This is a genomic window from Ensifer sp. 4252, assembly GCF_050434565.1.
GTDB lineage: Bacteria > Pseudomonadota > Alphaproteobacteria > Rhizobiales > Rhizobiaceae > Ensifer.
This window is the reverse complement of the sequence record NZ_JBNDIU010000008.1, coordinates 16,716-36,364: the sequence shown is the minus strand read 5'-3', so window position 1 is coordinate 36,364 and position 19,649 is coordinate 16,716. Positions and strand designations below refer to the sequence as shown.

At 59.6% G+C, this 19,649-nt stretch carries 14 protein-coding genes and 4 pseudogenes; 13 read left to right on the top strand and 5 right to left on the bottom strand.

Features of this window, described 5'->3' with window-relative positions:
* Positions 1-767: 767 nt before the first annotated feature.
* Complete coding sequence (locus tag ABIE33_RS16905) at positions 768-4,130, bottom strand: AAA family ATPase (RefSeq protein ID WP_429126994.1); 3,363 nt, start codon at positions 4,128-4,130, stop codon at positions 768-770.
* 788 nt (positions 4,131-4,918) lie between these two features.
* On the opposite strand from ABIE33_RS16905, the gene ABIE33_RS16900 reads away from it, so the two are divergent.
* The 3 genes and pseudogenes from ABIE33_RS16900 to ABIE33_RS16890 all read left to right on the top strand — a co-directional run.
* On the top strand, positions 4,919-5,158 hold the full coding sequence (locus tag ABIE33_RS16900) for a type II toxin-antitoxin system ParD family antitoxin (RefSeq protein ID WP_429126991.1): 240 nt from the start codon (positions 4,919-4,921) through the stop codon (positions 5,156-5,158).
* Positions 5,155-5,484, top strand: coding sequence for a type II toxin-antitoxin system RelE/ParE family toxin (locus tag ABIE33_RS16895; protein ID WP_429126988.1), 330 nt, complete (start codon positions 5,155-5,157; stop codon positions 5,482-5,484). The genes ABIE33_RS16900 and ABIE33_RS16895 overlap by 4 nt, the downstream gene beginning before the upstream one ends.
* A gap of 513 nt (positions 5,485-5,997) precedes the next feature.
* Positions 5,998-6,177, top strand: a pseudogene (locus tag ABIE33_RS16890) (hypothetical protein); the annotation flags it as partial.
* A gap of 402 nt (positions 6,178-6,579) precedes the next feature.
* Here ABIE33_RS16890 and ABIE33_RS16885 read toward each other — a convergent pair.
* Positions 6,580-6,885 (bottom strand): hypothetical protein, encoded by a 306-nt coding sequence (locus ABIE33_RS16885; protein ID WP_429126985.1) that lies wholly within the window; start codon positions 6,883-6,885, stop codon positions 6,580-6,582.
* A 466-nt stretch (positions 6,886-7,351) separates the two neighbouring features.
* Here ABIE33_RS16885 and ABIE33_RS16880 point away from each other — a divergent pair, with 466 nt between their 5' ends.
* The 3 genes and pseudogenes from ABIE33_RS16880 (at position 7,352) to ABIE33_RS16870 (ending at position 10,547) form a co-directional block, all read left to right on the top strand.
* Entirely contained in the window at positions 7,352-7,993 is a 642-nt protein-coding gene (locus ABIE33_RS16880; protein ID WP_429126983.1) for a peroxiredoxin-like family protein, read from the top strand.
* A gap of 142 nt (positions 7,994-8,135) precedes the next feature.
* A pseudogene (locus ABIE33_RS16875) lies at positions 8,136-8,324 on the top strand (efflux RND transporter permease subunit); the annotation flags it as partial.
* Between the two features lie 348 nt (positions 8,325-8,672).
* Positions 8,673-10,547, top strand: coding sequence for a patatin-like phospholipase family protein (locus tag ABIE33_RS16870; protein ID WP_429126980.1), 1,875 nt, complete (start codon positions 8,673-8,675; stop codon positions 10,545-10,547).
* A gap of 146 nt (positions 10,548-10,693) precedes the next feature.
* On the opposite strand, the pseudogene ABIE33_RS16865 reads toward ABIE33_RS16870, so the two are convergent.
* A pseudogene (locus ABIE33_RS16865) lies at positions 10,694-11,079 on the bottom strand (ATP-binding protein); the annotation flags it as partial.
* A gap of 249 nt (positions 11,080-11,328) precedes the next feature.
* Positions 11,329-12,819, bottom strand: coding sequence for a PLP-dependent aminotransferase family protein (locus ABIE33_RS16860; protein ID WP_429126977.1), 1,491 nt, complete (start codon positions 12,817-12,819; stop codon positions 11,329-11,331).
* A 112-nt stretch (positions 12,820-12,931) separates the two neighbouring features.
* Between ABIE33_RS16860 and ABIE33_RS16855 the strand changes: the two genes are divergently transcribed.
* The 5 genes and pseudogenes from ABIE33_RS16855 (at position 12,932) to ABIE33_RS16835 (ending at position 16,548) form a co-directional block, all read left to right on the top strand.
* The gene (locus ABIE33_RS16855; RefSeq protein WP_429126975.1) at positions 12,932-14,164 is read left to right on the top strand and encodes a benzoate/H(+) symporter BenE family transporter; all 1,233 of its coding nucleotides are present in this window, start codon (positions 12,932-12,934) and stop codon (positions 14,162-14,164) included.
* A gap of 15 nt (positions 14,165-14,179) precedes the next feature.
* Positions 14,180-14,341 (top strand): annotated as a pseudogene (locus tag ABIE33_RS16850) (pyridoxal kinase); the annotation flags it as partial.
* A 105-nt stretch (positions 14,342-14,446) separates the two neighbouring features.
* Entirely contained in the window at positions 14,447-14,965 is a 519-nt protein-coding gene (locus ABIE33_RS16845) for a VOC family protein (protein WP_429126972.1), read from the top strand.
* A gap of 120 nt (positions 14,966-15,085) precedes the next feature.
* Positions 15,086-16,093 carry a zinc-binding dehydrogenase gene (locus tag ABIE33_RS16840; protein WP_429126969.1) on the top strand — a complete coding sequence of 336 codons (1,008 nt, stop codon included), beginning with the start codon at positions 15,086-15,088 and terminating at the stop codon, positions 16,091-16,093.
* Complete coding sequence (locus ABIE33_RS16835; protein WP_429126967.1) at positions 16,093-16,548, top strand: GlcG/HbpS family heme-binding protein; 456 nt, start codon at positions 16,093-16,095, stop codon at positions 16,546-16,548. Before ABIE33_RS16840 ends, ABIE33_RS16835 begins: the two co-directional genes overlap by 1 nt.
* Positions 16,549-16,555: 7 nt before the next feature.
* Here ABIE33_RS16835 and ABIE33_RS16830 read toward each other — a convergent pair whose 3' ends face one another.
* Positions 16,556-17,209, bottom strand: a complete 654-nt coding sequence (locus ABIE33_RS16830) for a TetR/AcrR family transcriptional regulator (RefSeq protein ID WP_429127463.1) — start codon at positions 17,207-17,209, stop codon at positions 16,556-16,558.
* 276 nt (positions 17,210-17,485) lie between these two features.
* On the opposite strand from ABIE33_RS16830, the gene ABIE33_RS16825 reads away from it, so the two are divergent.
* Both ABIE33_RS16825 and ABIE33_RS16820 read left to right on the top strand, forming a co-directional pair.
* Complete coding sequence (locus ABIE33_RS16825) at positions 17,486-18,595, top strand: sugar ABC transporter substrate-binding protein (protein WP_429126964.1); 1,110 nt, start codon at positions 17,486-17,488, stop codon at positions 18,593-18,595.
* Positions 18,596-18,678: 83 nt separating this feature from the next.
* A complete protein-coding gene (locus tag ABIE33_RS16820) occupies positions 18,679-19,644 on the top strand; it encodes an ABC transporter permease (RefSeq protein WP_429126962.1) in 966 nt (321 codons plus the stop codon).
* The last annotated feature ends 5 nt before the right edge of the window (positions 19,645-19,649 follow it).

Here is a 19,649-nt window from a genome sequence, read left to right as displayed (position 1 = left end):
CTTCGGCCTGGGCTGCCGAACCCGCACGGGAGCGGAATCTGCCACCTCGGATTTCCACGATGCGGCCGATGCTGCCGTCCTGGAGACCGATCCAGGCGATGACGTCGCGCTGCTTCAGCCGCTCAGCAAACGCCGGAGCGCGGGACGCCGTGTGGTTGAGCACTTTGGGCAGAGCAACAAGGACGGTCCTGAGAACCTGCCGGTTCACTCTGGATCTTATGGCTACCATATCGGTGCGGTCCGCGAGTCGAAATGCTCGATTTCGACGCCGTAGAAAAACGGTCTGATCGCACCGCCCGAAGCTTGCAGCTTCATTGGTAGTCCTCCTCCACTCCCATTCCTCAGTATTGACTATAAAATCATAATGACCGATTCGTCAATACGAAAAGGAAGGATCGAACGGGACTGGAAAGATGAGGGCGTGAGCAGTCCAAAAAGGCGCCCGCGTCGCTATCCTGAGCCGCGGCATCGGCGGTTCCAATTCCGGCACGATCTGCCATGGCATGAGAGAAGGATGAAAAAACTGCAGCGCTGGAGATCCGGCTGTGGAAGCACAAAAGGGTCGCCGAGCGCAAAGTCACCGGCCGTCAATATACACCCCGGATCTCGGTGACAGGCCGTGTTCTCGTTACGGGTCTCTATCATCGCGTAATGTATTGACGGGAACCGAACCGTCACCGGGACCGCACATGTGTCGCACGCGTCCGCCTCTCGTATCCACGAGGGTCCGCGGGGGCGGAAATCTGCAACGTCGCGCAGCCGACCTATCAGCGGCGATCCGCAAGCTGGTCGAGCAACTCCTTGGCATCGACAAGGTCGCGGGTATCAAAGCCTTCAGTGAACCAGGCGTAGACGGGGTTGAGAAGGCTTCGGCTCTCTTTGTCCCGGCCGCGGTCCATGTAGAGGCGCGCGAGGCTTGTTGCGGCTCTCAGCTCCGGTAATTTCGTGCTCTCGGAGCGAGCGGCCATCAGAGATTGCTGAAACCATCCCTCAACGGCATCGTCGTGCGCATGCCGCCGCGACAACAGCTCACCCTTCGTGCGCAGCAACTCAGGCAGCAGATGCTTCGTGCCGGATTTGGCGATGATGCCGAACGCCTTCTCCAGCAGGGTCAACCCCTCGCTTGCGTCGCCGAGCTCACCGTAAGCTTGCGCGAGGACACAAAGATAAAAGTTCATGCCCGCCTCTGCGCCGGTCGCGGCAATTCCTTCGACCGCCTTGCGCATTTCCTGGATACCGTCCTGCAATTCTCCTTGCTGGGCGAGCGCCCAACCAACGTGGAAACGGGCTGTCCCTGCCAAGAGCGGCAAGTCGAATTTAATGGCTACTTCAAGTTGCCGTTGCGCCCATTCAAGTCCAGCCTCGGGTTCGCGCCGCAGGAGATGGACAAAGGCCAGGGTGGACTGCGCGACGGCAATTGTGACGGAATGGGATTCTCGCTCCGCCAGCGACATCCCCTCTCGACCGCGCTGAAGAGCCTGGTCTGGATACCCACGAATCCAGAGCATCATCGCAGAGAAGTTCCGGCAACAAACGCCGGGATCATGGCCTGTGTAGATATAAGTCAGACGATGATCCCTGTCTGGGTCGTAGGTCGCCATTCCCCAGTCTGCGTGCTTCTCCGCGGCTAGATAGTCTCCCATGTAGAATTTGGTCGCCCACAACTGATGATGCGCTTCGAGGAGAAGGTCTAAATCATTCGCGGACTGAGCGATCTGCAGACATTGACAGCCGAGGTCATCGGCCTCGCGCAGATGCCCGGATACCATGTGGTATGAGGCTTCGCCCCGAACCGCGACGAAGAGCTCTTTGCTATCGGCCAGTTTCTCGCAAAGTTTGCGTGCCGACGAGAAGGCGCGCAGCACTTCCGGAGCGCCCCAACCTTTAATAGCCATTGCGGCCACTCCCATGGCATTGTGCAAATGAATTTCGCGCCGTAAGCGGGCCTCGGTGCCGGGCAGGGACGCGACCAGCCCCAACCCGTTGCCGAGGTGGGCCATGGCTTCGACATTCGCCGATCGCTTCAGTGCCTGCTGCCCAGCCTTCAGCCAGTACGCTCCGCCCTGGTCGGCAAGCCCGGCGGCCGTGTAGTGATGCGCGAGCGTCTCAGGCTCGATCTCGGCAACTTCCGGAAACTGCGCTTCCAGCGTTGACGCGATGATCGCGTGGATCTGGTGTCGCCGCCTCTTGAGCAGACTCTGATAGGCGGCGTCCTGCACCAGTGCATGCTTGAAGACGTAGGTAGCTTCGGGGACGACGCCGCTTCGAAAGACGAGCCCGGATTTTTCCAGATCTTGAAGATCATCGCTGAGCATGGCGGCATCAGTTCCGGTGACGGCGGCCAGCAGCCGATAGTGAAAGACGCGACCGATGCACGCGCCGATCTGAGCCACGTTCTTGACCGAGGAGAGTCGATCGAGGCGAGCCATCAATGAGTCTCGCAGCGTTGACGGAATGGCTGATAGGACCAATGGGCCTGTCAATCGATAGTGATTGCCAGCCTCGACAAGGAAGTCTGATTCGAGAACCGTCTTGGTCAGCTCCTCGACAAACAGCGGTACGCCTTCGGTTTTGGCGAGGATGTGGTTGGTGACCTCCGATGGCAGGATCTTGCCGCCCGTTATACGGTGTATGATTGCCGCTCCCGCATCTCGCCCGAGACTGCTGAGCGGTATCGGCGTCACATGTGACAATTCCAGCCAAGGCGGCCGGAATTCGGGACGAAAGGTGACGATGAGAAGCACTGGCAGGGAGCGCAAGCGGTCAACGAGCATGTCGAGCCACTCGCCCGTCGTCGGGTCGATCCAGTGAGTGTCCTCGACGACGATCAAAACAGGTTGGTAGGCCGCGATCCCTTCAAGCTGTTGGATGAGCACCCTTAGCGTGCGGGCCTTCTGCGATTGCGGTGTCAGTTTGATCGGTGGATAGCGGCCGGTGAAGTCGATCGAAAGCAGGGCAGCCAAAAGCGGGCCTACTTCAGTCTTGTCCGCGACCGATTGGAGCATCAATAACTCGAGCTTGTCGAGCTTCGTGCTCGCGCTGTCGTTTCCGCCGAGTCCGGCAGCGCGTCCAAGCTGCTGGATCACGGGGTAGAGCGGGCTGTTGATGTGGTACGGAGTGCAGAAGTAACGCAACCGTGCGTGCGGCTCGGCCATCAATCGCTCTTCCAACGCGGCAGTCAGCCGCGACTTGCCAATGCCCGGTTCGCCCGACAGCATCACCGCCTGGCCTTTACCTGCCCGAGCCTGCCGCCAGCGCTGAAGCAGAAGATCGAGTTCCTCCAATCGCCCCACCAGCGGTGTCGCGACGCCGTGCAGCGCATCAAAACGCCCCTCCGTATCAGCCTCGCCGATGATGCGCCAGGCGGGGACGGGCGTTGCGAAGCCCTTGAGCTGCTGGAGACCGAGATCGATCATCTCAAACAACCCGACAACCAGCCGCTGGGTACCGGCAGCGATCACGATGGTGTTTGGCTTGGCAAGGGCCTGCAGGCGTGCCGCGAGGTTGGGCGTCTCGCCAACCACCGCTTGCTCCTGTGCTGCTCCTTCGCCAATCAGGTCGCCGACCACGACGAGACCGGTGGCAATGCCAATACGGGCTGCAAGGGATTCGCCCAACAAGGGGGGCGTCAGCCTGGCGGTCGACGCCGCTGCCGCCAGGCCGGCCCGCACGGCCCGTTCGGCATCGTCTTCATGCGCCTTCGGCCAACCGAAATAGGCGAGCACGCCATCGCCCATGAGCTTGGCCACATAGCCCTCGTAGCGTGCAATTTCCGCCGACACGGCACTCTGGTATCCACGGAAGACGTCGCGCATTTCCTCCGGATCGAGCCGCTGTGACAGCTCAGTCGAACCCACAAGGTCAATAAACATCACGGTCAGTTGTCGCCGCTCGGCTTCGTGCCGGAGCGGCTCTGGGGCACACACGGAACTCGCTGGCGACATGGTGTTGTCGGCCAATGCGCCAATCGCTGCCAGAACCTTACGACGCGGGCCTAGGGGTAAACCCAGCTCTCTCAGGTCATCATCGCTGAGATGTCGAAGCGCATCTGAATCAACTTCGTTGGCGGTGAACGCATCTATGTACTTGTCCAGCCCGAGGCGGGCCAGCCAAGCCGCGATGTCAGACATGACAATCACCTCGCTGCGAGCAAGGATAGCACGACCGTGGCACATCGCGCATAAACACTTGGCAATGGCCAAGCTGATCTTGCCTGTTGGCGTTGCGGATTCCGACGTGGAGCCGGCCGGCATTCCCATTTGAAACCGGCACTATTCCAATCAAAGACAGGCCGGTTTTGGGCACTGAACATTCCCCTGGGTCAGCAACTCTGGCATCAAGTGCTCCACGATAAACGCGGAGATTTTGATGCCGACAAAGAGAAGGCTGACCATGAGACTGCTACGACAAATGCGGTTGCCGGAAGCGGGACCAGTTCCCGAGATCACGGGCGTATTGGGAATTGCACGAAGTACGGTACAGGATAACCTTTAGCGCGCAGCAGCAATTGGATTGAGCTGGCTCTTGCCGGGCGAACTCATTGACGATGCGCTTGAGAACAAACTCTTCGCTCGCAACGGGATCAAACAGGGCACGAGACGACGCGTCGAACCTGGGCCGATCTTGCTGCCGAGTTCCAAAAGTCCGGCGCGACGCTTTTAGTACCTCGAAGGCGAAATCGTTCGACCAATTCTGATCCGCGAGGGTGCAGTAGTGGCGACCGACGCCGAAAGAACCGACCGAGCCGAAATTAGCTTCCCAACTTACTCACCGATAACGCCTCTATGGACCTGCATCGGCCGATATCGACGGGAACCCGCGCGAAGGTGCACGCCACCGCGTTAGGTGCCGCGTCCGGTGCGAGTTGTTGAAACGGCAGTCATTGCCAATTTTTGCCAAGGAAGGTATTCTCGTTCCCATGAGCACAATGAACATTTCCCTACCGGACTATCTGAAGAGCTTCGTCGATGAGCAAGTCGCCGGGAGGGGCTATGGGACGAGCAGCGAGTATATTCGGGAGTTGATTCGTCGAGATCAGGACCGGCTCACATTGCGCAGGCTGTTGCTTGACGGTGCTTCCTCTGATCAGGCTGAACCGGCCGACGCTGAGTATTTCACCAGGTTGCGCGAACGAGTTCGTAGTCGGCAGGCCAAGTGAGTAACAAGCGGATTATTCCACGTGAATTGGCTCGCAATGATGCCGAAGCGGCCGTCGACTATTACGCAGGCGAGGCGGGAATTGAAGTTGCCCTCGGATTTATCGACGCTCTTCAAGCGGCTTACGATTTGATCGCGAGCCATCCAGAATCTGGCTCATTGCGGTATTCATATGAATTGGGATTACCTGACTTGCGGAACGTCTATTTGAAGAGTTACCCCTACCTCGTTTTCTATCGCGAGCAGGCTGACTATATCGACGTTTGGCGCGTGCTTCATGCCAAGCGGGATATCCCGCAATGGATGCAGGGTCCGGATAGTCACTGATCTCTCGGAGACTTCATCGTTGGAAGTTGGGTGTCGTCAGGCCATGATTCGACACCGAACATCAAGGGAAACCTTCTTGCCTGAAGGCAGAACTGGCGGGGCGTACGCTCCCGCAATGCCCGACGATGACGGACTGGTTTCATCTACCGAACCCATAAGGAAGCTGGCGGTTATTCTTGCGGCTGATGTCGCAGGCTATAGCTGTCTAATGGAGCGCGATGAAGAGGGGACCGTTCGATCGATCTCCGCGAGATTGCCAGGGAACTGGGTGATGGGACACTCGTCTGCTATTTGAACAGGAATTGATCATCGTGGCCAGTCCGGATCTTGTCAGCGGCGTCCCGCTGCCACTTTCGCCTTCGCAAATGCGCGAGTTTCCGCTCCTTCACGACGCCTACGACCATTGACAGAACTATTTTCATGCGAACGATATGCCTTTCGGCTCCAGGTACAATCAGACGACTCTCGCCCTTGACGCCGCTCTAGCGGGGCAGGGGCTGGGCATCGCTTGCAGGGCCTTCCAGCATAGCCGGCGCGCTCTGGCAGATGGCGACGCCGGGGCCGGATGTGGCTCGGCTCTACCGCGAGGAGCCGCTCCTTGCCCATGCTGTCGTCGACGTCGAGCCGCGGCTGGCGCATATCCTCTCCGGCCTCATCAACGGCTATCTCGGCGACAACGCTGCCGCGAAATGACCCGCAGGAAGGCAGGGAAAGGTATTCCCCCGGCGGGCCTCGACTCATCCACCGTGCCAAGCTGAGAAGGGGCGGCAGGCCGATTCCAATCGAAACGTTAAAGCACGAAGGGTGGATCGCCGGTTCGGATCCCTTCAAGGCGACGTTTACATCGGATTGAGATTAGGCGCTCCACAGGCTGCGGGGGCACGTCTTAAAAGTTCTTTTGACCCCGTCGTTTACGAGGAAGTCAGCCAAACACAGTCATGATGAATAGGATTACGAGAGGTACTTCGAAATACCGAGCTCGCGCATGGCACTTCCGAAGATAAAGATGTTTCCAGCGCAAGGATGGTTGTGGCTAGCTCAACTGGATTTCGCCACTCTCTGCGTATCATCTTCGCAACATGGCGGCGCGAGTTGTTAAATCCCTGAGCCGTCGAGCTCTCGCTCGTCGTCGCCTTCCCAGGGTGAGGGCATCGAGGTGCGATTGAGATTGGCCGAGGGCATCGGCATCCAACACTTCAATTCCGGCTCGGCATATTCGATGATGCGGCCGGGCGAGGAATCAGAGGCGCGCCAGCCTTCTGCACCGAACTGATCGCCATTCGACCAATACGCGAGGTCAACTTCTGCCGCCCCCTGTTCGGACGGGCGGATCGTCACGAGGATCCGACTGCCGTTCTTCGGCGCGCTTGCCATGTGGCGCCAGGGGTCTGGCTCGGCCATCATTTTTTCCTCCCGCCTTGCTGCAGGTTACAAGTGTCGCCTCGCCATCGAAAACGGTCAACTCACACTTTGCACAACCCATCGTCTATCGATTGACTGTCCGATCAGGGCGCGCCGAATTGAGGCGTGCCGTCGCTCCTCGGCTGGCATTTCGTGGGTCGGTCCGCCGGGCTCAGCACATCGATGCCGGCAAGCGCGCTCATGTGAATGGTGCCGCATTGAACTCGAAACAGGAGGTCAATACGCCCTTCATGTCAGCGCCCCCGACGACTTCGATCTTCGCGAGCATGGATGCTTTTTCGTGTTATGATGGGCTTGCAGCGCGTAATCACGACCTCGACAATATGGCAGAGGCCGAACGCTATTTTTGCTCTGGCGCAGGAAGTTTTGCGCCCCCAGCATAGGCTCAATGCCGAAGCTGGGTGTGCTGCCTTTTCCTGACTGATCCGGGGCGAGGAGGTAGTCCATGTCCATGAGTAGTGTCGACCGCCCGCTGCAGCCGGGCGACCAGGCCCCGAATATAGTGCTCGATGCGATATCGCGCGACGGCAAGATCGCGCTCGATGATTTTCGAGGCCGTAACCCGTTGTTGATCGGTATGTTTCGCGGCCTGCATTGTCCGTTCTGCCGGCGCCATGTCGCGGCAATGGCGCAACTCAAGCCGGCCCTGCGTGAGAAAGGCGTCGAATGCCTGGCGGTCGTCATTACGCCGGTCGAGCGGGCGCGGCTCTATTTCCGTTACCACCCCGTCCCCGATCTTCTCGCCGCATCCGACCCGGAGCGGGCCTCGCACCGTGCTTTCGGCTTGCGCGAGGTCGGGATGGACACGGTCATGGCGATACGGGTCCATCTCCCGGGCGAGTTGCCCGAGCCTATGGATGTCATGGCAATGGACGAGTTTCTCAACAAGAAGGAAGGATATGAGATTACGGAAGCCGATCAGCGGGCGATGGCTTCCAGCCAGGGGCAGCTTGTCGGTCAGTTCCTGATCGACCGGGCGGGCATCGTACGCTGGAGCTTCACTGAAGTTCTGGAGGCTGGCCTCAATACGTTCAGCGCACCGAATTCCGAGGAATTGATGTCGGCAGCTTCCCAAGTTACACATTAATAGGCGGCGGAAATAGGCTGCTGAAAACTCGTTCGACGACCGCCGTCTTGTGGTGATTCTGTGAATTTGGATGATGCTCAGGCGCGGAGGGTTAAAGTCTGCCCGTGGGCTTCGTAGCGATTTCCATTCAACGGCCGCAGTCATTCCCTTGATGATAGAATTTGGAACAGGGGCAGAATTGCGCCAACCGCTGGGTGTGGCTGTCCTGGGAGGACCCCTCGTCAGCCAAGTGTTGACGCTATACTCGACTCCCGTGCTTTACGTTGTGCTCAAACGCGTGTTTGCTCCAAAGATCCAGGCGACGATAGGTGAAATGAGCTCCGCTGCGTGACGTAGGGCGTGGGTGAAGCCTGCGGAAGCCGGCGACTGGGCACGAATTTCTTGCGTTTGTAATGGCCCCATAGATCTGCGGTATCCGTCCTCATCCTCGCTAGGATGTTCGCGGTAGATCGTTGAGCTGGTGGAAGGTGTGTCGCATAAGTTCGCGAATGGTCTGGCGGTAGCGCTGATTGGCGCGGACCCGGGGCAGGATGTATGCCACCGCTTGCGCGTAAAGGTAGTATAAGACGCCATTCTGTACTATGGGCAGTGAAATTTTCTGTGCGGCTGTGCGATTATCCGTGTTCGTGCGGGACGCATTACAGTTAGCCGGAGCGAACTCGTCTCGAGGAGTGGTTAAATGGCCTCCGTCGATTCCCTTGCGGCGAGATTGCTGTCGGCGACATTGATGTTCGATCGGGCGTCTTTGGCGGCACTTGAGGCTTTGGCTGCCGAATCCGACCGGCGGGTCCTGCGACGCGGTGAGGTCCTGGTTCGCGAAGGTGATCCATCGGACCGGTTCTTCATAGTGCTGTCTGGCCGCTTTACGGTGCACAATGAAGATTCAGCCGGTTGGGTCGCCGAGATTGGCCAAGGCGAACTCGTCGGTGAGGTCGGTTTCTTCGCGGGGCTGCCCCGTATGGCCACCGTTCTTGCAGCGCGCGATTCGATCGTTCTTGAAATCCGCGGCAACCAGTTCGAGAAAGCGGCCGAGGCCTTGCCGAGCCTACGACAGGCGGTCACGACGTTTCTGGCGCGCCGGTTCGCCATGCAGGCTCCGAATTCATCGCTTCCCAAGAGACCTGCCAAGATCCGGACGCTTGTGGTCATTCCAGCCGGCGGAAGTCGCATTTCACCAGTTTTCATCGGGCACCTGCGGAAAGCGTTCGATGAACGCGCGCGCGTTCAGTTCCTTGCCCGGGCTGACATTGAAGCGCGGTTCGCCGGTCTTCCGATCGACGATCAGCCGGTCCTCAACTGGTTGAATGAACTCGAGGCCAAAACCGAAATCATCGTTTATGTCGCCGATGAAGAGCCCAATGAATGGACTCGCGTCTGCATTCGCCAGGCGGATAGCGTCCTGTTGGTTGCCAGCGCGTCCTCTTCGCCCTGCATGAACCTGTCCGAGCAGCTGGCGCTATCGGTCCATCCACCATCGACCGCGCGGCTCGTCCTGGTTCACGACAATCGCTCGGCAGTGGTCTCCGGTACCACTGAATGGCTTAACGAGCGTCCTCATGTTGGCCATCATCATCATGTTGCGCTAGTGGACGGGTCCGACATGCAACGCCTGGCTCGATTCATTTCCGGCAACGCAAGGGGTTTCGTGGCGGCGGGGGGTGGGTCCCTCGGCAGCGTCCATCTGGGCGTTTACAAGGCCTTCCTTGAGGCGGGCGCTTGCTTCGACTATCTCGGCGGGACGAGTTCCGGAGCGGCAATGATGGCCGGCTTTGCCCGTGGCTTGGATGCGGATGAGATCGACCGAGGCACGCACAACATATTCATTAAGAGCCGGGCTTTTCGCCGACCCACATTACCGCATTTCGCGCTCCTCGATCACAAAGCGTTCGATCGAGCCCTTCAGGCGGAGTACGGCGACGTTCTGATCGAGGATCTTTGGCTTCCCTTCTTTGCGCTTTCGACCAATCTGAGCAGTCGTCAGCCCCATGTTCATCGCCATGGAAAGCTGTGGCGGGCCGTTCGGGCGTCCGGCTCGATCCCGGGGGTCCTGCCGCCGTTCTTTACGACTGACGGCGATATGCTGGTGGATGGTGGGATTATGAACAATCTGCCACTGGAGCAAATGAAGGAACTCAAGACCGGACCCAATGTCGTCGTGAGCTTGGAGTCGGGTGGACCCCAGAAATATCAAATCGACTATGACCGCATCCCCGGAGCTTCCCAGTTGGCGCTCGCCTGGCTAAATCCTTTCGGTCGTGCCAGCTTGCCAAAGGTGCCCAGCGTGATTCACGTGATTGCTGCCAGCATGCTGGCGCACCGGCCGCAGGACATTGCGATTGGCGAAGAGGATGTTTTGGTCTGTCCGCCGGTTTCGAGCACGATCAGCTTCATGGATTGGAGCAGGCATTCCGAATTGTTTTCGGATACCTACGACTGGGCGATCCGATGGATGGAGGAACGTCTGCGCCAGAACGACCCGGGCCTCCAAGCGGTGCTCGGCACCTCTGCTCAGCGGGGCCCGATCCAAGTCCGCAGCGACGGCATGGACGTGTAGCGCATCCAACCACATCGTCTCACCTGAGAACAGTCACCTCCTTTTGCGGTGTCACTAGCGATTATGTTGGCGAGGTCGGCAGAGCCAAGTGAGTGGCAGTCAGCGCTGGAGCATAGGCCAAGTGCGAGTGATGACAGTCTTCGGCTTCAGCTTTGAGAGCGGTTCTTGTAGCGCCAGGGCTCGTTTCCGGTTTCGAGGATCTCGCAGTGATGGGTCAGACGGTCGAGGCGCGCGGTCGTCATCTTGGCATCGCCGAACACTGTCGGCCACTCTCCAAGGGCCAGGTTCGTGGTGACGATGATCGAAGTGCGCTCGTGCAGCCTGCTGATCAGATGGAACAGGAGTTGGCCGCCTGCCTGCGCAAATGGCAGATAGCCGAATTCGTCGAGAATGATGAAGTCGAGTCGATTGAGATAATTGATTGGCCGCCTTTGCTTGCCGCTATGTGTCTTCGGTTCCAGGCGGATGACCAGATCGACGACATTGAAGAATCGCCCCCTGTTCCGTTGCGGATCAGTGCACGGCCAATCGCAACGACAAAGGCGTCATCGGCCACGGACAAACCCGCGGCGCTCGCGCCTGCGACTTCGATTTTCTGGATTGAGAGCGGCGCGGCCGATGTGCCCATTTCTGATCTCCTTCAAGATGCTGAGAGTTGCTATCCGCCACGCAGGGTTCGCGCGGCGTTGTTTCTCAGCACCTAGCACGGGCATGGCCTGCTGTTCCCCTCCACTGCGAAGGGTCAGCCAGACCATTCGCGCTGAAACGAAATCCGGCTCGTCTACTGTATCATCACCGCGCGAAGCGCATCGGCCAGTTTCTTGACAGCGATCTCGATTTCGAGAGGCGTGTAGGCCGCAAACCCCATCAGGAAGCCAGCCTTGCCGTCGCCGGAGTGATGTAGCGCCGATAACCCGAGAAGCTCAATCCCGACCCTTCGCGCCGCGTCGACGGCGGTGTGTTCGGCGATGTCGCAGGTCAGCACGCAGGGCATTTGCAGCCCACCGATCGGAACGCACGTCTCAACGAAATCCGACAGATGCGTGCCGACGAGGCCAGCCAGCATGTCGAGGCGCTCAGCATAGACGCCGCGCATTGTGCGAACATGCGCGCCGAAATGTCCGCCCTCGATGAACCGGGCCAGCGTCAGTTGTGTCATGGGGGCCGTATGACCATCCAGCAGCGTGCGCGCGACGGTCATCGGCTTCACGAGCGGCGGCGGCAGCACCGCATAGCCAATCCGCAAGCCCGGAAAAAGTGATTTGGTGAAGGTGCCGATGTAGATGGTCCGGTCGTGCGGATCAAGACCTTGCACGCAAGCTGTCGGCTTGCCTGCATAGTGGAACTCGCTGTCATAGTCGTCTTCAATGATCCAGGTCTGATGCCGTGTGGCCCATTCGATTAGCGCCAGGCGGCGGTCCAGCGCCAGTGTCGCGCCGGTCGGGAACTGGTGGGAAGGCGTCAGGAAAACCGCTTTGGCTCTGTGTGGTTGTGCCGTGATCTGGCCCACGATGATACCCTGTTGGTCCACCTGAACGGGGACGCATTCCAGCCCCGCCGCACCGAACGCCTTGCGCGCACCGTAATAGGCGGGATCTTCGATGAAGATCCGATCACCAGGATCGAGCAGCAGGTTCGCGCATAGGGATATGGCTTGCTGCGAACTGGTCAGCACCAGCACGCGGTCAGCCGTGGCGCGCGCGCCGCGTTCAAGGTTCACATAGTCGGCGATGGCGCGGCGAAGCGGCTCGGTTCCCTGCGGATCGCCGTGAAGCAGCGTCTGCGCGCCGAACTCTTTACGAACCTGTCGTTCCAGGCGTTCCCAGAGCTGAAGCGGGAAGGTCCGCGTTTCCGGCACGCCATGTGCAAAGGGCCGCGGTGAAAGCAGTTCGCAAACGCCGCCGCTCCGGAATATGGCCGCCCCGCGTTTGCTGAGTTTCGGGGCCCTGTTGCGCAAGAGCGCATCCCGTCGTGAGAGGCGATGACCGGGCGTGAACTCCGTCATTTGCGCCACGAAGCTGCCGCTGCCCACACGCCGTTCGATGAAGCCCTCTGCATGAAGTTGGGCATAGGACGCCTCGATCGTGTCCCGCGAAACGCCGAGCGACTTGGCGAGCGCGCGAGAGGCCGGCAGCGGTTTACCTCGCCCGAGTGCGCCATCGACGATCAGTTGCCGGATCGCCCGCTGAATCCTCGCGTGAAGCGGCATCGCCGCATGGGCAGGGTGCGCAACCCATGCGTTCACGGATTCGAGTTGGGAATGCTTGAACAAATGGTCTGGTCTTATCGAATAAAGTGGTTGGGCATATCAGGCCATTGATTGGCTAAATGTCAATGCACATTGGCGGCCGTATGCCCCGAACTTCAGGAGACTCTTCAGGATTATGTCGTCCCGTTCCTCGCCTTCACCCATCCGCCTCAACGATGTTACCCATCCAATTGTCGCAGGCCTGATCTCCGTCATCGTCAACTATGGCGGCACCTTCATTCTGGTCTTTCAGGCGGCGACGGTCGCTGGGCTAAGCCCGGCACTTACGGCCTCTTGGGTCTGGTCGGTTTCCATTGGCGTGGGGCTCACAGGCCTGTTTCTGAGCTGGCGCTATCGCGAGCCGATAATCACGGCATGGTCAACGCCGGCAGCGGCGTTTCTCGTCACCGCGCTGGCGACGACGCCCTATGCGGAGGCGATCGGCGCTTACATGATCTCGGCGGTAGCCTTCGTCGCACTCGGTATGTCGGGCTATTTCGAGAAGGTCATCCGCCTGATCCCGCCCGGCATCGCCTCGGGCCTTCTTGCTGGCATCCTGCTCCAGTTCGGCATCGGTGCTTTCGGCGGGGCAAGCGTAGATCCGCTGCTGGTCGGCTTGCTGATCATCGCCTACGTTGCACTGAAGCGTTTTCATGCCCGATACGCCGTGGTTGGCATTCTGCTTCTCGGGCTTGCCTTACTGCTGACGCAAGGCCGCGTTGATCTGTCCGGGCTGAAGCTGGAATTCGCAGCTCCAGTCTTCACCATGCCGGAGTTCTCGCTGAACGCGCTGCTTTCCGTCGCGCTGCCGCTGTTCCTGATTACGCTGACCGGCCAATACATGCCGGGAATGCTGGTCTTGCGGAACGATGGGTTCAAGACAAGCGCCAATCCCATCGTGACGGTGACGGGTCTCGGCTCGCTCATCATGGCTCCGTTCGGCTCCCATGCCTTCAACATCGCGGCCATCACCGCAGCGATCGCTACGGGCAAGGAAGCACATGAAGACCCCTCCAAGAGGTGGATCGCCGGCATCACGGCAGGTTGCTTCTATGTGCTCGTAGGCGTCTTCGGTGTCACGCTGGCCGCCGTCTTCATGGCCTTTCCAGCGACCTTCATCACCACGCTCGCCGGTTTGGCCCTCCTTGGCACCATCGGCGGCAGCCTTGCAGCGGCGATGGCAGACCCAACCTCCCGCGAGGCAGCGCTCATCACCTTCCTCGCGTCTGCCGCGAACATCAAGCTGTTCGGCGTCGGCGGAGCGTTCTGGGGTCTGCTGATCGGGCTCGTCGCATACCTCGTTCTTAACTGCCGCCTGCCGCGTCGCGAGCGCACCGATCTGCCCGTGACCGAGGGAGCCTCGAAGTGAACCGCCGGCGATACCATCACGACCTCTATCATTTCGGTCCAGAGCCAGGTCGTGCATGGGCATGTCGGCAACAGTGCCTCCTTTCGGCCCATGCAGGTTCACGGGTTAAACGTCGCGGTGGTGCCGAGACCCCTGTTCGCCAATCATCCCGGCTTCGAGGCCACGCGCGGCAGGATGAGTCTTGACATGTCGAAAATCGACTGCAATGTAATAACTAACTAGTTACATACTGTATGCGATTGAATGTCAGCGGCCGCGAATGGATCGCTCAGGGAGGAGCCTATGAAGATCTTTGGAGTGCAACATGTTGGCTTCACCGTGCCAGACCTGGAAGAGGCAGTCGGCTTCTTTGAGGCGGTGTTCGGTGCGGTGGCATGCCTGGAAACTGGTCCCATCGATGTGGACGACACTTTCATGCAGAGGCGCCTCGGCGTTCCTGCGGGCCGGAGGATTGAGAACATCAAGGTGCTGCGTGTCGGCAATGGCACCAACTTGGAGATCTTTCAATATTCCGGCGAAGTCGAGGGCGGCGATCCGCTCAAGCGCAACAGTCAGCCGGGTGGATTCCATCTGGCCTTCGAGGTTGACGATTGCGATGCGGCAGCAACGCGCCTGCGGGCGGCAGGTGTCGAGGTGCTCGAGGGACCCACCTATGTCGACAAGGGTGCCATGGAGGGGCTGACATGGCTCTATCTGAAAGCGCCATGGGGGCAGTTCCTTGAGGTCGTCAGCATGCCGGGTCCGCTTGGGTATGAACGGGCAGGCGGTCCGACGCAATGGTCCCCGGTGACCGGTCGTTGACACGCATCTCCCTTGGGTCTGGCGTTTGGACGGCAAGATGCGCCATTTAAGCCATTGATTCACCTAGGTAATAATCACTGACTCGCGCTCGGTCGTCTTTGTCGGCCGGAAAGGACCTCAGTGCCCAATGAAATCGTGATCGCCGCGAAGCAGGCCTTTGAGCTGGTGTCCTATGACGACCTGCCGTTAAAGCCCGGCGAAGTGCGCGGGCGAACGCTCTACACACTTGTCAGCCAAGGCACCGAACTGGGCTGGGCAAATGGCGATGCTTTTCCCATACGCCCGGGTTATGCCGCAGTCTTCAGGGTTGATGAGGTCGCCGGGGATGTCGTCGGTACACGGCCCGGTGAACTGCGGTTTGCGATGGGCGCTCATCGTTCCACGCAAACGCATCTTGCCAGATACACCTTGCCGCTGCCGGCAGGTCTGGAGCCCGCAACGGCGACGCTTGCACGTCTGATGGGCGTGTCGATGACCACGTTGATGACGACGAAGGCTCGCCCAGGCGACCGCGTCGTCATATCAGGCGCTGGTCCGGTCGGCTTCCTTGCGGCGCACCTTTTCAAGATCGGCGGCTACCGTGTGACGGTAATCGATCCCGATGAACTGAGGCGGGCGCAATTGGAACAAAGCGGCCTATCCGACTGCCGGGAACGGCTGCCTCTCGAAGACGATGCCTTCGCCGGCCAGGTTGCGCTCGTCGTTGATTGTTCGGGCCACGAAAATGCAGTTCTCGAGGGCTGCCGCCTCGTGCGCAGGCTCGGCGAGGTGGTCATGGTCGGCGTTCCCTGGCGCAAGTGGACGGATGCATCCGCCCATGAACTCATGAATGCCGTCTTCTTCAATCTCGCCACCTTACGCTCCGGCTGGGAGTGGGAGATCCCAATCCAGTCCCGTGGCTTTGAATGGGAGGAACTTCTCGAGGGCTACAATAATGCCCCCCATTCCGTGTTCAGCGGTTTCTCGCTCGCGCTCGATTGGCTGGCCCAGTCCAGGATCCCGCTTGAAGGTCTGATACGGCGGTTCGTGCCGAACAATCCGTCAGCGCTCTATTCGGATATTGCGGCGAGGCGCATTGAGGAGCCGTTCATCGTTCTCGATTGGGCCTGTCTTGGGGAGGGCAAATAATGGAAAATCATCACCAGAAGGAAGAACTGGTCGTCTCCACGCCGACGCTTGCTGCAAGCGCTGCTTTGCGCCTTGTCGGCCATGCCCTTGCTCATGCGTCGGCGAATGCCTGGCGGGTGGCTGTTTGCGTGGTCGATACCCAGGGCGTGGCACTCGCGGCGGCGCGAATGGATGAGGTGGCACCGCCGATCCTCGACTTCGCGACGGACAAAGCCTTCACTGCGGCAACGATGAAGCGTACGACGGAAGCGTTCTTCGAACGGATGGACAACAGCCCTAGTCTGAGGCTGGGCCTGACCAATCGGCCGCGGCTTCTGGTCTGGGGCGGAGGCCTACCAATCATTCACGGCGACCGCGTTGTCGGTGCGATCGGCGTGTCCGGCGCGCGCGACGTCGAAGATATCGAATGTGCCCGCCACGCACTCGACCTCGAGAGGCTGTCTTTCGAGCTCTAGGCGAGTTCTAGGCGCAAACCAGCCGCATGATCGTTTCGATATTGAACCGGAGGCGCTCGTCGACCGCCTCCTTCGCCATCAAGTCACGCTCGAACACGATTGACCCGGTGAAGCGGTTGGTCAGGTAGTAGTAGCCGATTGCCGCGATGGTGATGTTTAGCTGTACGGGATCGATGCCGCGGCGAAAAACGCCTTGCGAGGCGCCCCTCTCCAGCAACACTTCCACCATGTTGACGAACTTGCGGCTGGCTGCCTTGATCACCACGGATTTCTTCAGGTGCTTGGCGCGATGCAGGTTCTCGCTGTTGACCAGCGTGATGAATTCCGGGTTCTTCAGGTAGTATTCCCAGGTGAAGCGAACGAGCTTTTCCAGCGCTGCCTTTGGCTCGAGAACATCAAGGTTGAGCTTCTGTTCGGCCGTGCGGATGGCGATATAGGCGTCTTCCAGAACAGTCTGGAACAGGCCCTCCTTGCTTTCGAAATAATGATAGATCATCCGCTTGTTGGCCTTGGCCTTCTCGGCGATCACATCGACCCGTGCGCCGCCTAAGCCATTCTTGGCGAACTCTTTTTTGGCGGCGTCGAGAATGCGTGCCTTGGTCGCTTCCGCATCGCGGATGCGCGGTTTGCGGCCCGGCTTTTCGGTCGGTTCGTTGATCATGCTCAAGGCCATTCCTCCGGCGCGCTCGCGGCTCATGTCGAGGCAGTCATACACGCCAGCGAGCATATCCGTCAAAGCGGTCAGCCGAAAATCATCAAAGCCGCGATCACGAAAAGCTCTTGACTCTCGCCTCACCAAAGAAGTAACTAGTTAGTGCGTTAAGTGGGTATAAGGGAGCTGAGGAGGCTCGGATCCGCAGAAGTGGATCGCCTTTGTTGCCCTCTGAAAAACCCGTCGAATGCGGGCAACGTTCAACGTGGATTTGGGAGGAACGCCATGTCGACCTTTATCAAGGACTTTATCGAGCGCGAGACGCTCAGCCGTCGCAACTTCATCCTGGCGACTGCCGCCGGCATTGGAGCCATGACGGTTCCGACCATTCTCGGGCGTGGCGCTGCACATGCCGCGCTGACCGATCCGGCGATCGCCTGGAGCTATCGCGATCGCGCCTCCGCCTATTGGAACTCGGTCATCTCGGGTGCCGAGGCATTTGTCGAAACGATCGGCAAGCCGAAGGGCGCGCTCGTCAGCCTGATCAACGAAGGCTCGTCGGAGAAGTCCTTGGCCGACATCAAGGCTTTCCTTGCAAAGAACAATGGCAACTGCGCGATCGCCTGCGACGCCAACGACAGCCCGAATGCAAGGCCAGTGGTGGAGGCTGTGTCTGCCGCCGGCGGCTACATCTCGACAATCTGGAACAAGACCGACGATCTGCATCCCTGGGACTTCGGCGACAACTACGTCTCCCACATGACCTGGTCGGACGAGAAGCCGGCGGAAGAGACCGCACGTATCCTGTTTGAGGCTATGGGTGGCGAGGGCGGGGTTGTTCATCTCGGCGGCATTGCCGCCAACAACCCCGCCGTCGAGCGCCTTAATGGCCTCAAGAACGCCCTTAAGGATTATCCGAAGATCGAACTGCTCGATGCGCAGCCGGCCGACTGGGACACGCAGAAGGGTGCCGAACTCATGGCGTCGTTCCTGACCCGCCACGGCGACAAGATCAAGGGCGTCCATTGCGCCAATGACAACATCGCCTATGGCGTGATCGAGGCCCTGCGTGCTGAAGGCATCGAAGGAATGCCGATCGTTGCCTATGACGGCAATCTTGAGGCCGTGCAGATGGTGTTGGAAGGCCAGCTTCTGGCCACAGTCTTTACCAATCCGCATTGGGGTGGCGGCATCACGGCGGCGCTCGCCTATCACGCGGCGATCGGCAGCTTCAAGCCTTCGCAAGAGCCGAAGGAACATCGTGAGTTCTACGGGCCGACCATCCTCGTAACCGCCAAGGATGCGGAGGAATTCAAGGCGAAGTATCTCGATTCCGTTCCAGCCTACGACTGGAAGGACTTCTGGGGGCCGTCCAACGGCCAGATCCAATACTGAGCCATTCGGTCTGAGGGAGGCGGCCGCGTTGTCGCATCCGCCTCCATTTCATTCATTACAGTCCGGGCGAAGGGGTGCCTAACGTGACACGTCGCATATCGCGCGAAACCTTGATCAAATGGGCGCCATTCCTGGTGCTGATCGCGCTGGTGATCTTTTTCACCGCCCTCAATCCGACCTTCTTCTCGGTCCGCAATTTTGCCCGCATCGCTATCGCGGCGGCGCCGGCGCTGATGGTCGCAGTCGGCGTAACATTCATCATCATCATGGGATCGATCGACCTTTCCATGGAAGGAGCGATCTCGCTCACGGCGGTTGTGTTCGCTTTCGCCTTCGCGAAATTCGGCGGCACGCTGATGAGCGCCGGTTGGCTGGCCATTCCCCTGATCCTCATGGTCGGAGGGCTGATCGGGCTCGTAAACGGGCTCGTTCACGTCAAGCTGCGAATACCATCCTTCATGGCGAGCCTCGCGATGGGCTTTGTGGGAACCGGTGCGGCAATCCTGCTGACGGGCGGCGACATCGTGAAGGTGAGTGACGCGACCTTTCGAGGTCTTTTGACCGTGCGTTGGTTCGGGTTTCCGATCATGGTCTACATCGCCGGCTTCTTCCTGCTCGTTGCCTGGTTCATTCAAGCCCACACGACGCTCGGCCGCAACTTTTATGCCGTCGGCGGCGGCGAGGAGCTCGCGCATGCCTCCGGTCTCAACGTCAACCGCGTCCGTGTCACCGGGTTTGCGCTCGCCGGCGTCTTTTACGCACTGGCCGCCATTCTCGTCGTTGCAAGGATCGGCCAGGCCGAGTCCGTCACCGGTTCGAACTTCATGTTCATCTCGATCACCTCGGTCGTGGTGGGCGGCGTGGCGCTCTGGGGCGGGATCGGGGGCGTCTGGAACGCGCTCGTCGGCGTGCTGATCGTCGGCGTCATCAACAACGGAATGGTCGTCGTCGGCTTGCCTGATTTTCTCCAGGACGGAGTTCTCGGACTGCTCGTCATTCTTGCTGTCGTGCTGTCGACCGACCGCAAGATGGTTTCCTTCGTGAAGTGAGGCGC

Excerpts from the sequence above, each read along its gene's own strand:
- ABIE33_RS16905 (WP_429126994.1), bottom strand. The coding sequence starts at position 4,130 with ATGTCTGACATCGCGGCTTGGCTGGCCCGCCTCGGGCTGGACAAGTAC.
- ABIE33_RS16900 (WP_429126991.1), top strand. The coding sequence starts at position 4,919 with ATGAGCACAATGAACATTTCCCTACCGGACTATCTGAAGAGCTTCGTC.
- ABIE33_RS16885 (WP_429126985.1), bottom strand. The coding sequence starts at position 6,885 with ATGGCCGAGCCAGACCCCTGGCGCCACATGGCAAGCGCGCCGAAGAAC.
- ABIE33_RS16880 (WP_429126983.1), top strand. The coding sequence starts at position 7,352 with ATGTCCATGAGTAGTGTCGACCGCCCGCTGCAGCCGGGCGACCAGGCC.
- ABIE33_RS16870 (WP_429126980.1), top strand. The coding sequence starts at position 8,673 with ATGGCCTCCGTCGATTCCCTTGCGGCGAGATTGCTGTCGGCGACATTG.
- ABIE33_RS16855 (WP_429126975.1), top strand. The coding sequence starts at position 12,932 with ATGTCGTCCCGTTCCTCGCCTTCACCCATCCGCCTCAACGATGTTACC.
- ABIE33_RS16845 (WP_429126972.1), top strand. The coding sequence starts at position 14,447 with ATGAAGATCTTTGGAGTGCAACATGTTGGCTTCACCGTGCCAGACCTG.
- ABIE33_RS16835 (WP_429126967.1), top strand. The coding sequence starts at position 16,093 with ATGGAAAATCATCACCAGAAGGAAGAACTGGTCGTCTCCACGCCGACG.
- ABIE33_RS16830 (WP_429127463.1), bottom strand. The coding sequence starts at position 17,209 with ATGATCAACGAACCGACCGAAAAGCCGGGCCGCAAACCGCGCATCCGC.
- ABIE33_RS16825 (WP_429126964.1), top strand. The coding sequence starts at position 17,486 with ATGTCGACCTTTATCAAGGACTTTATCGAGCGCGAGACGCTCAGCCGT.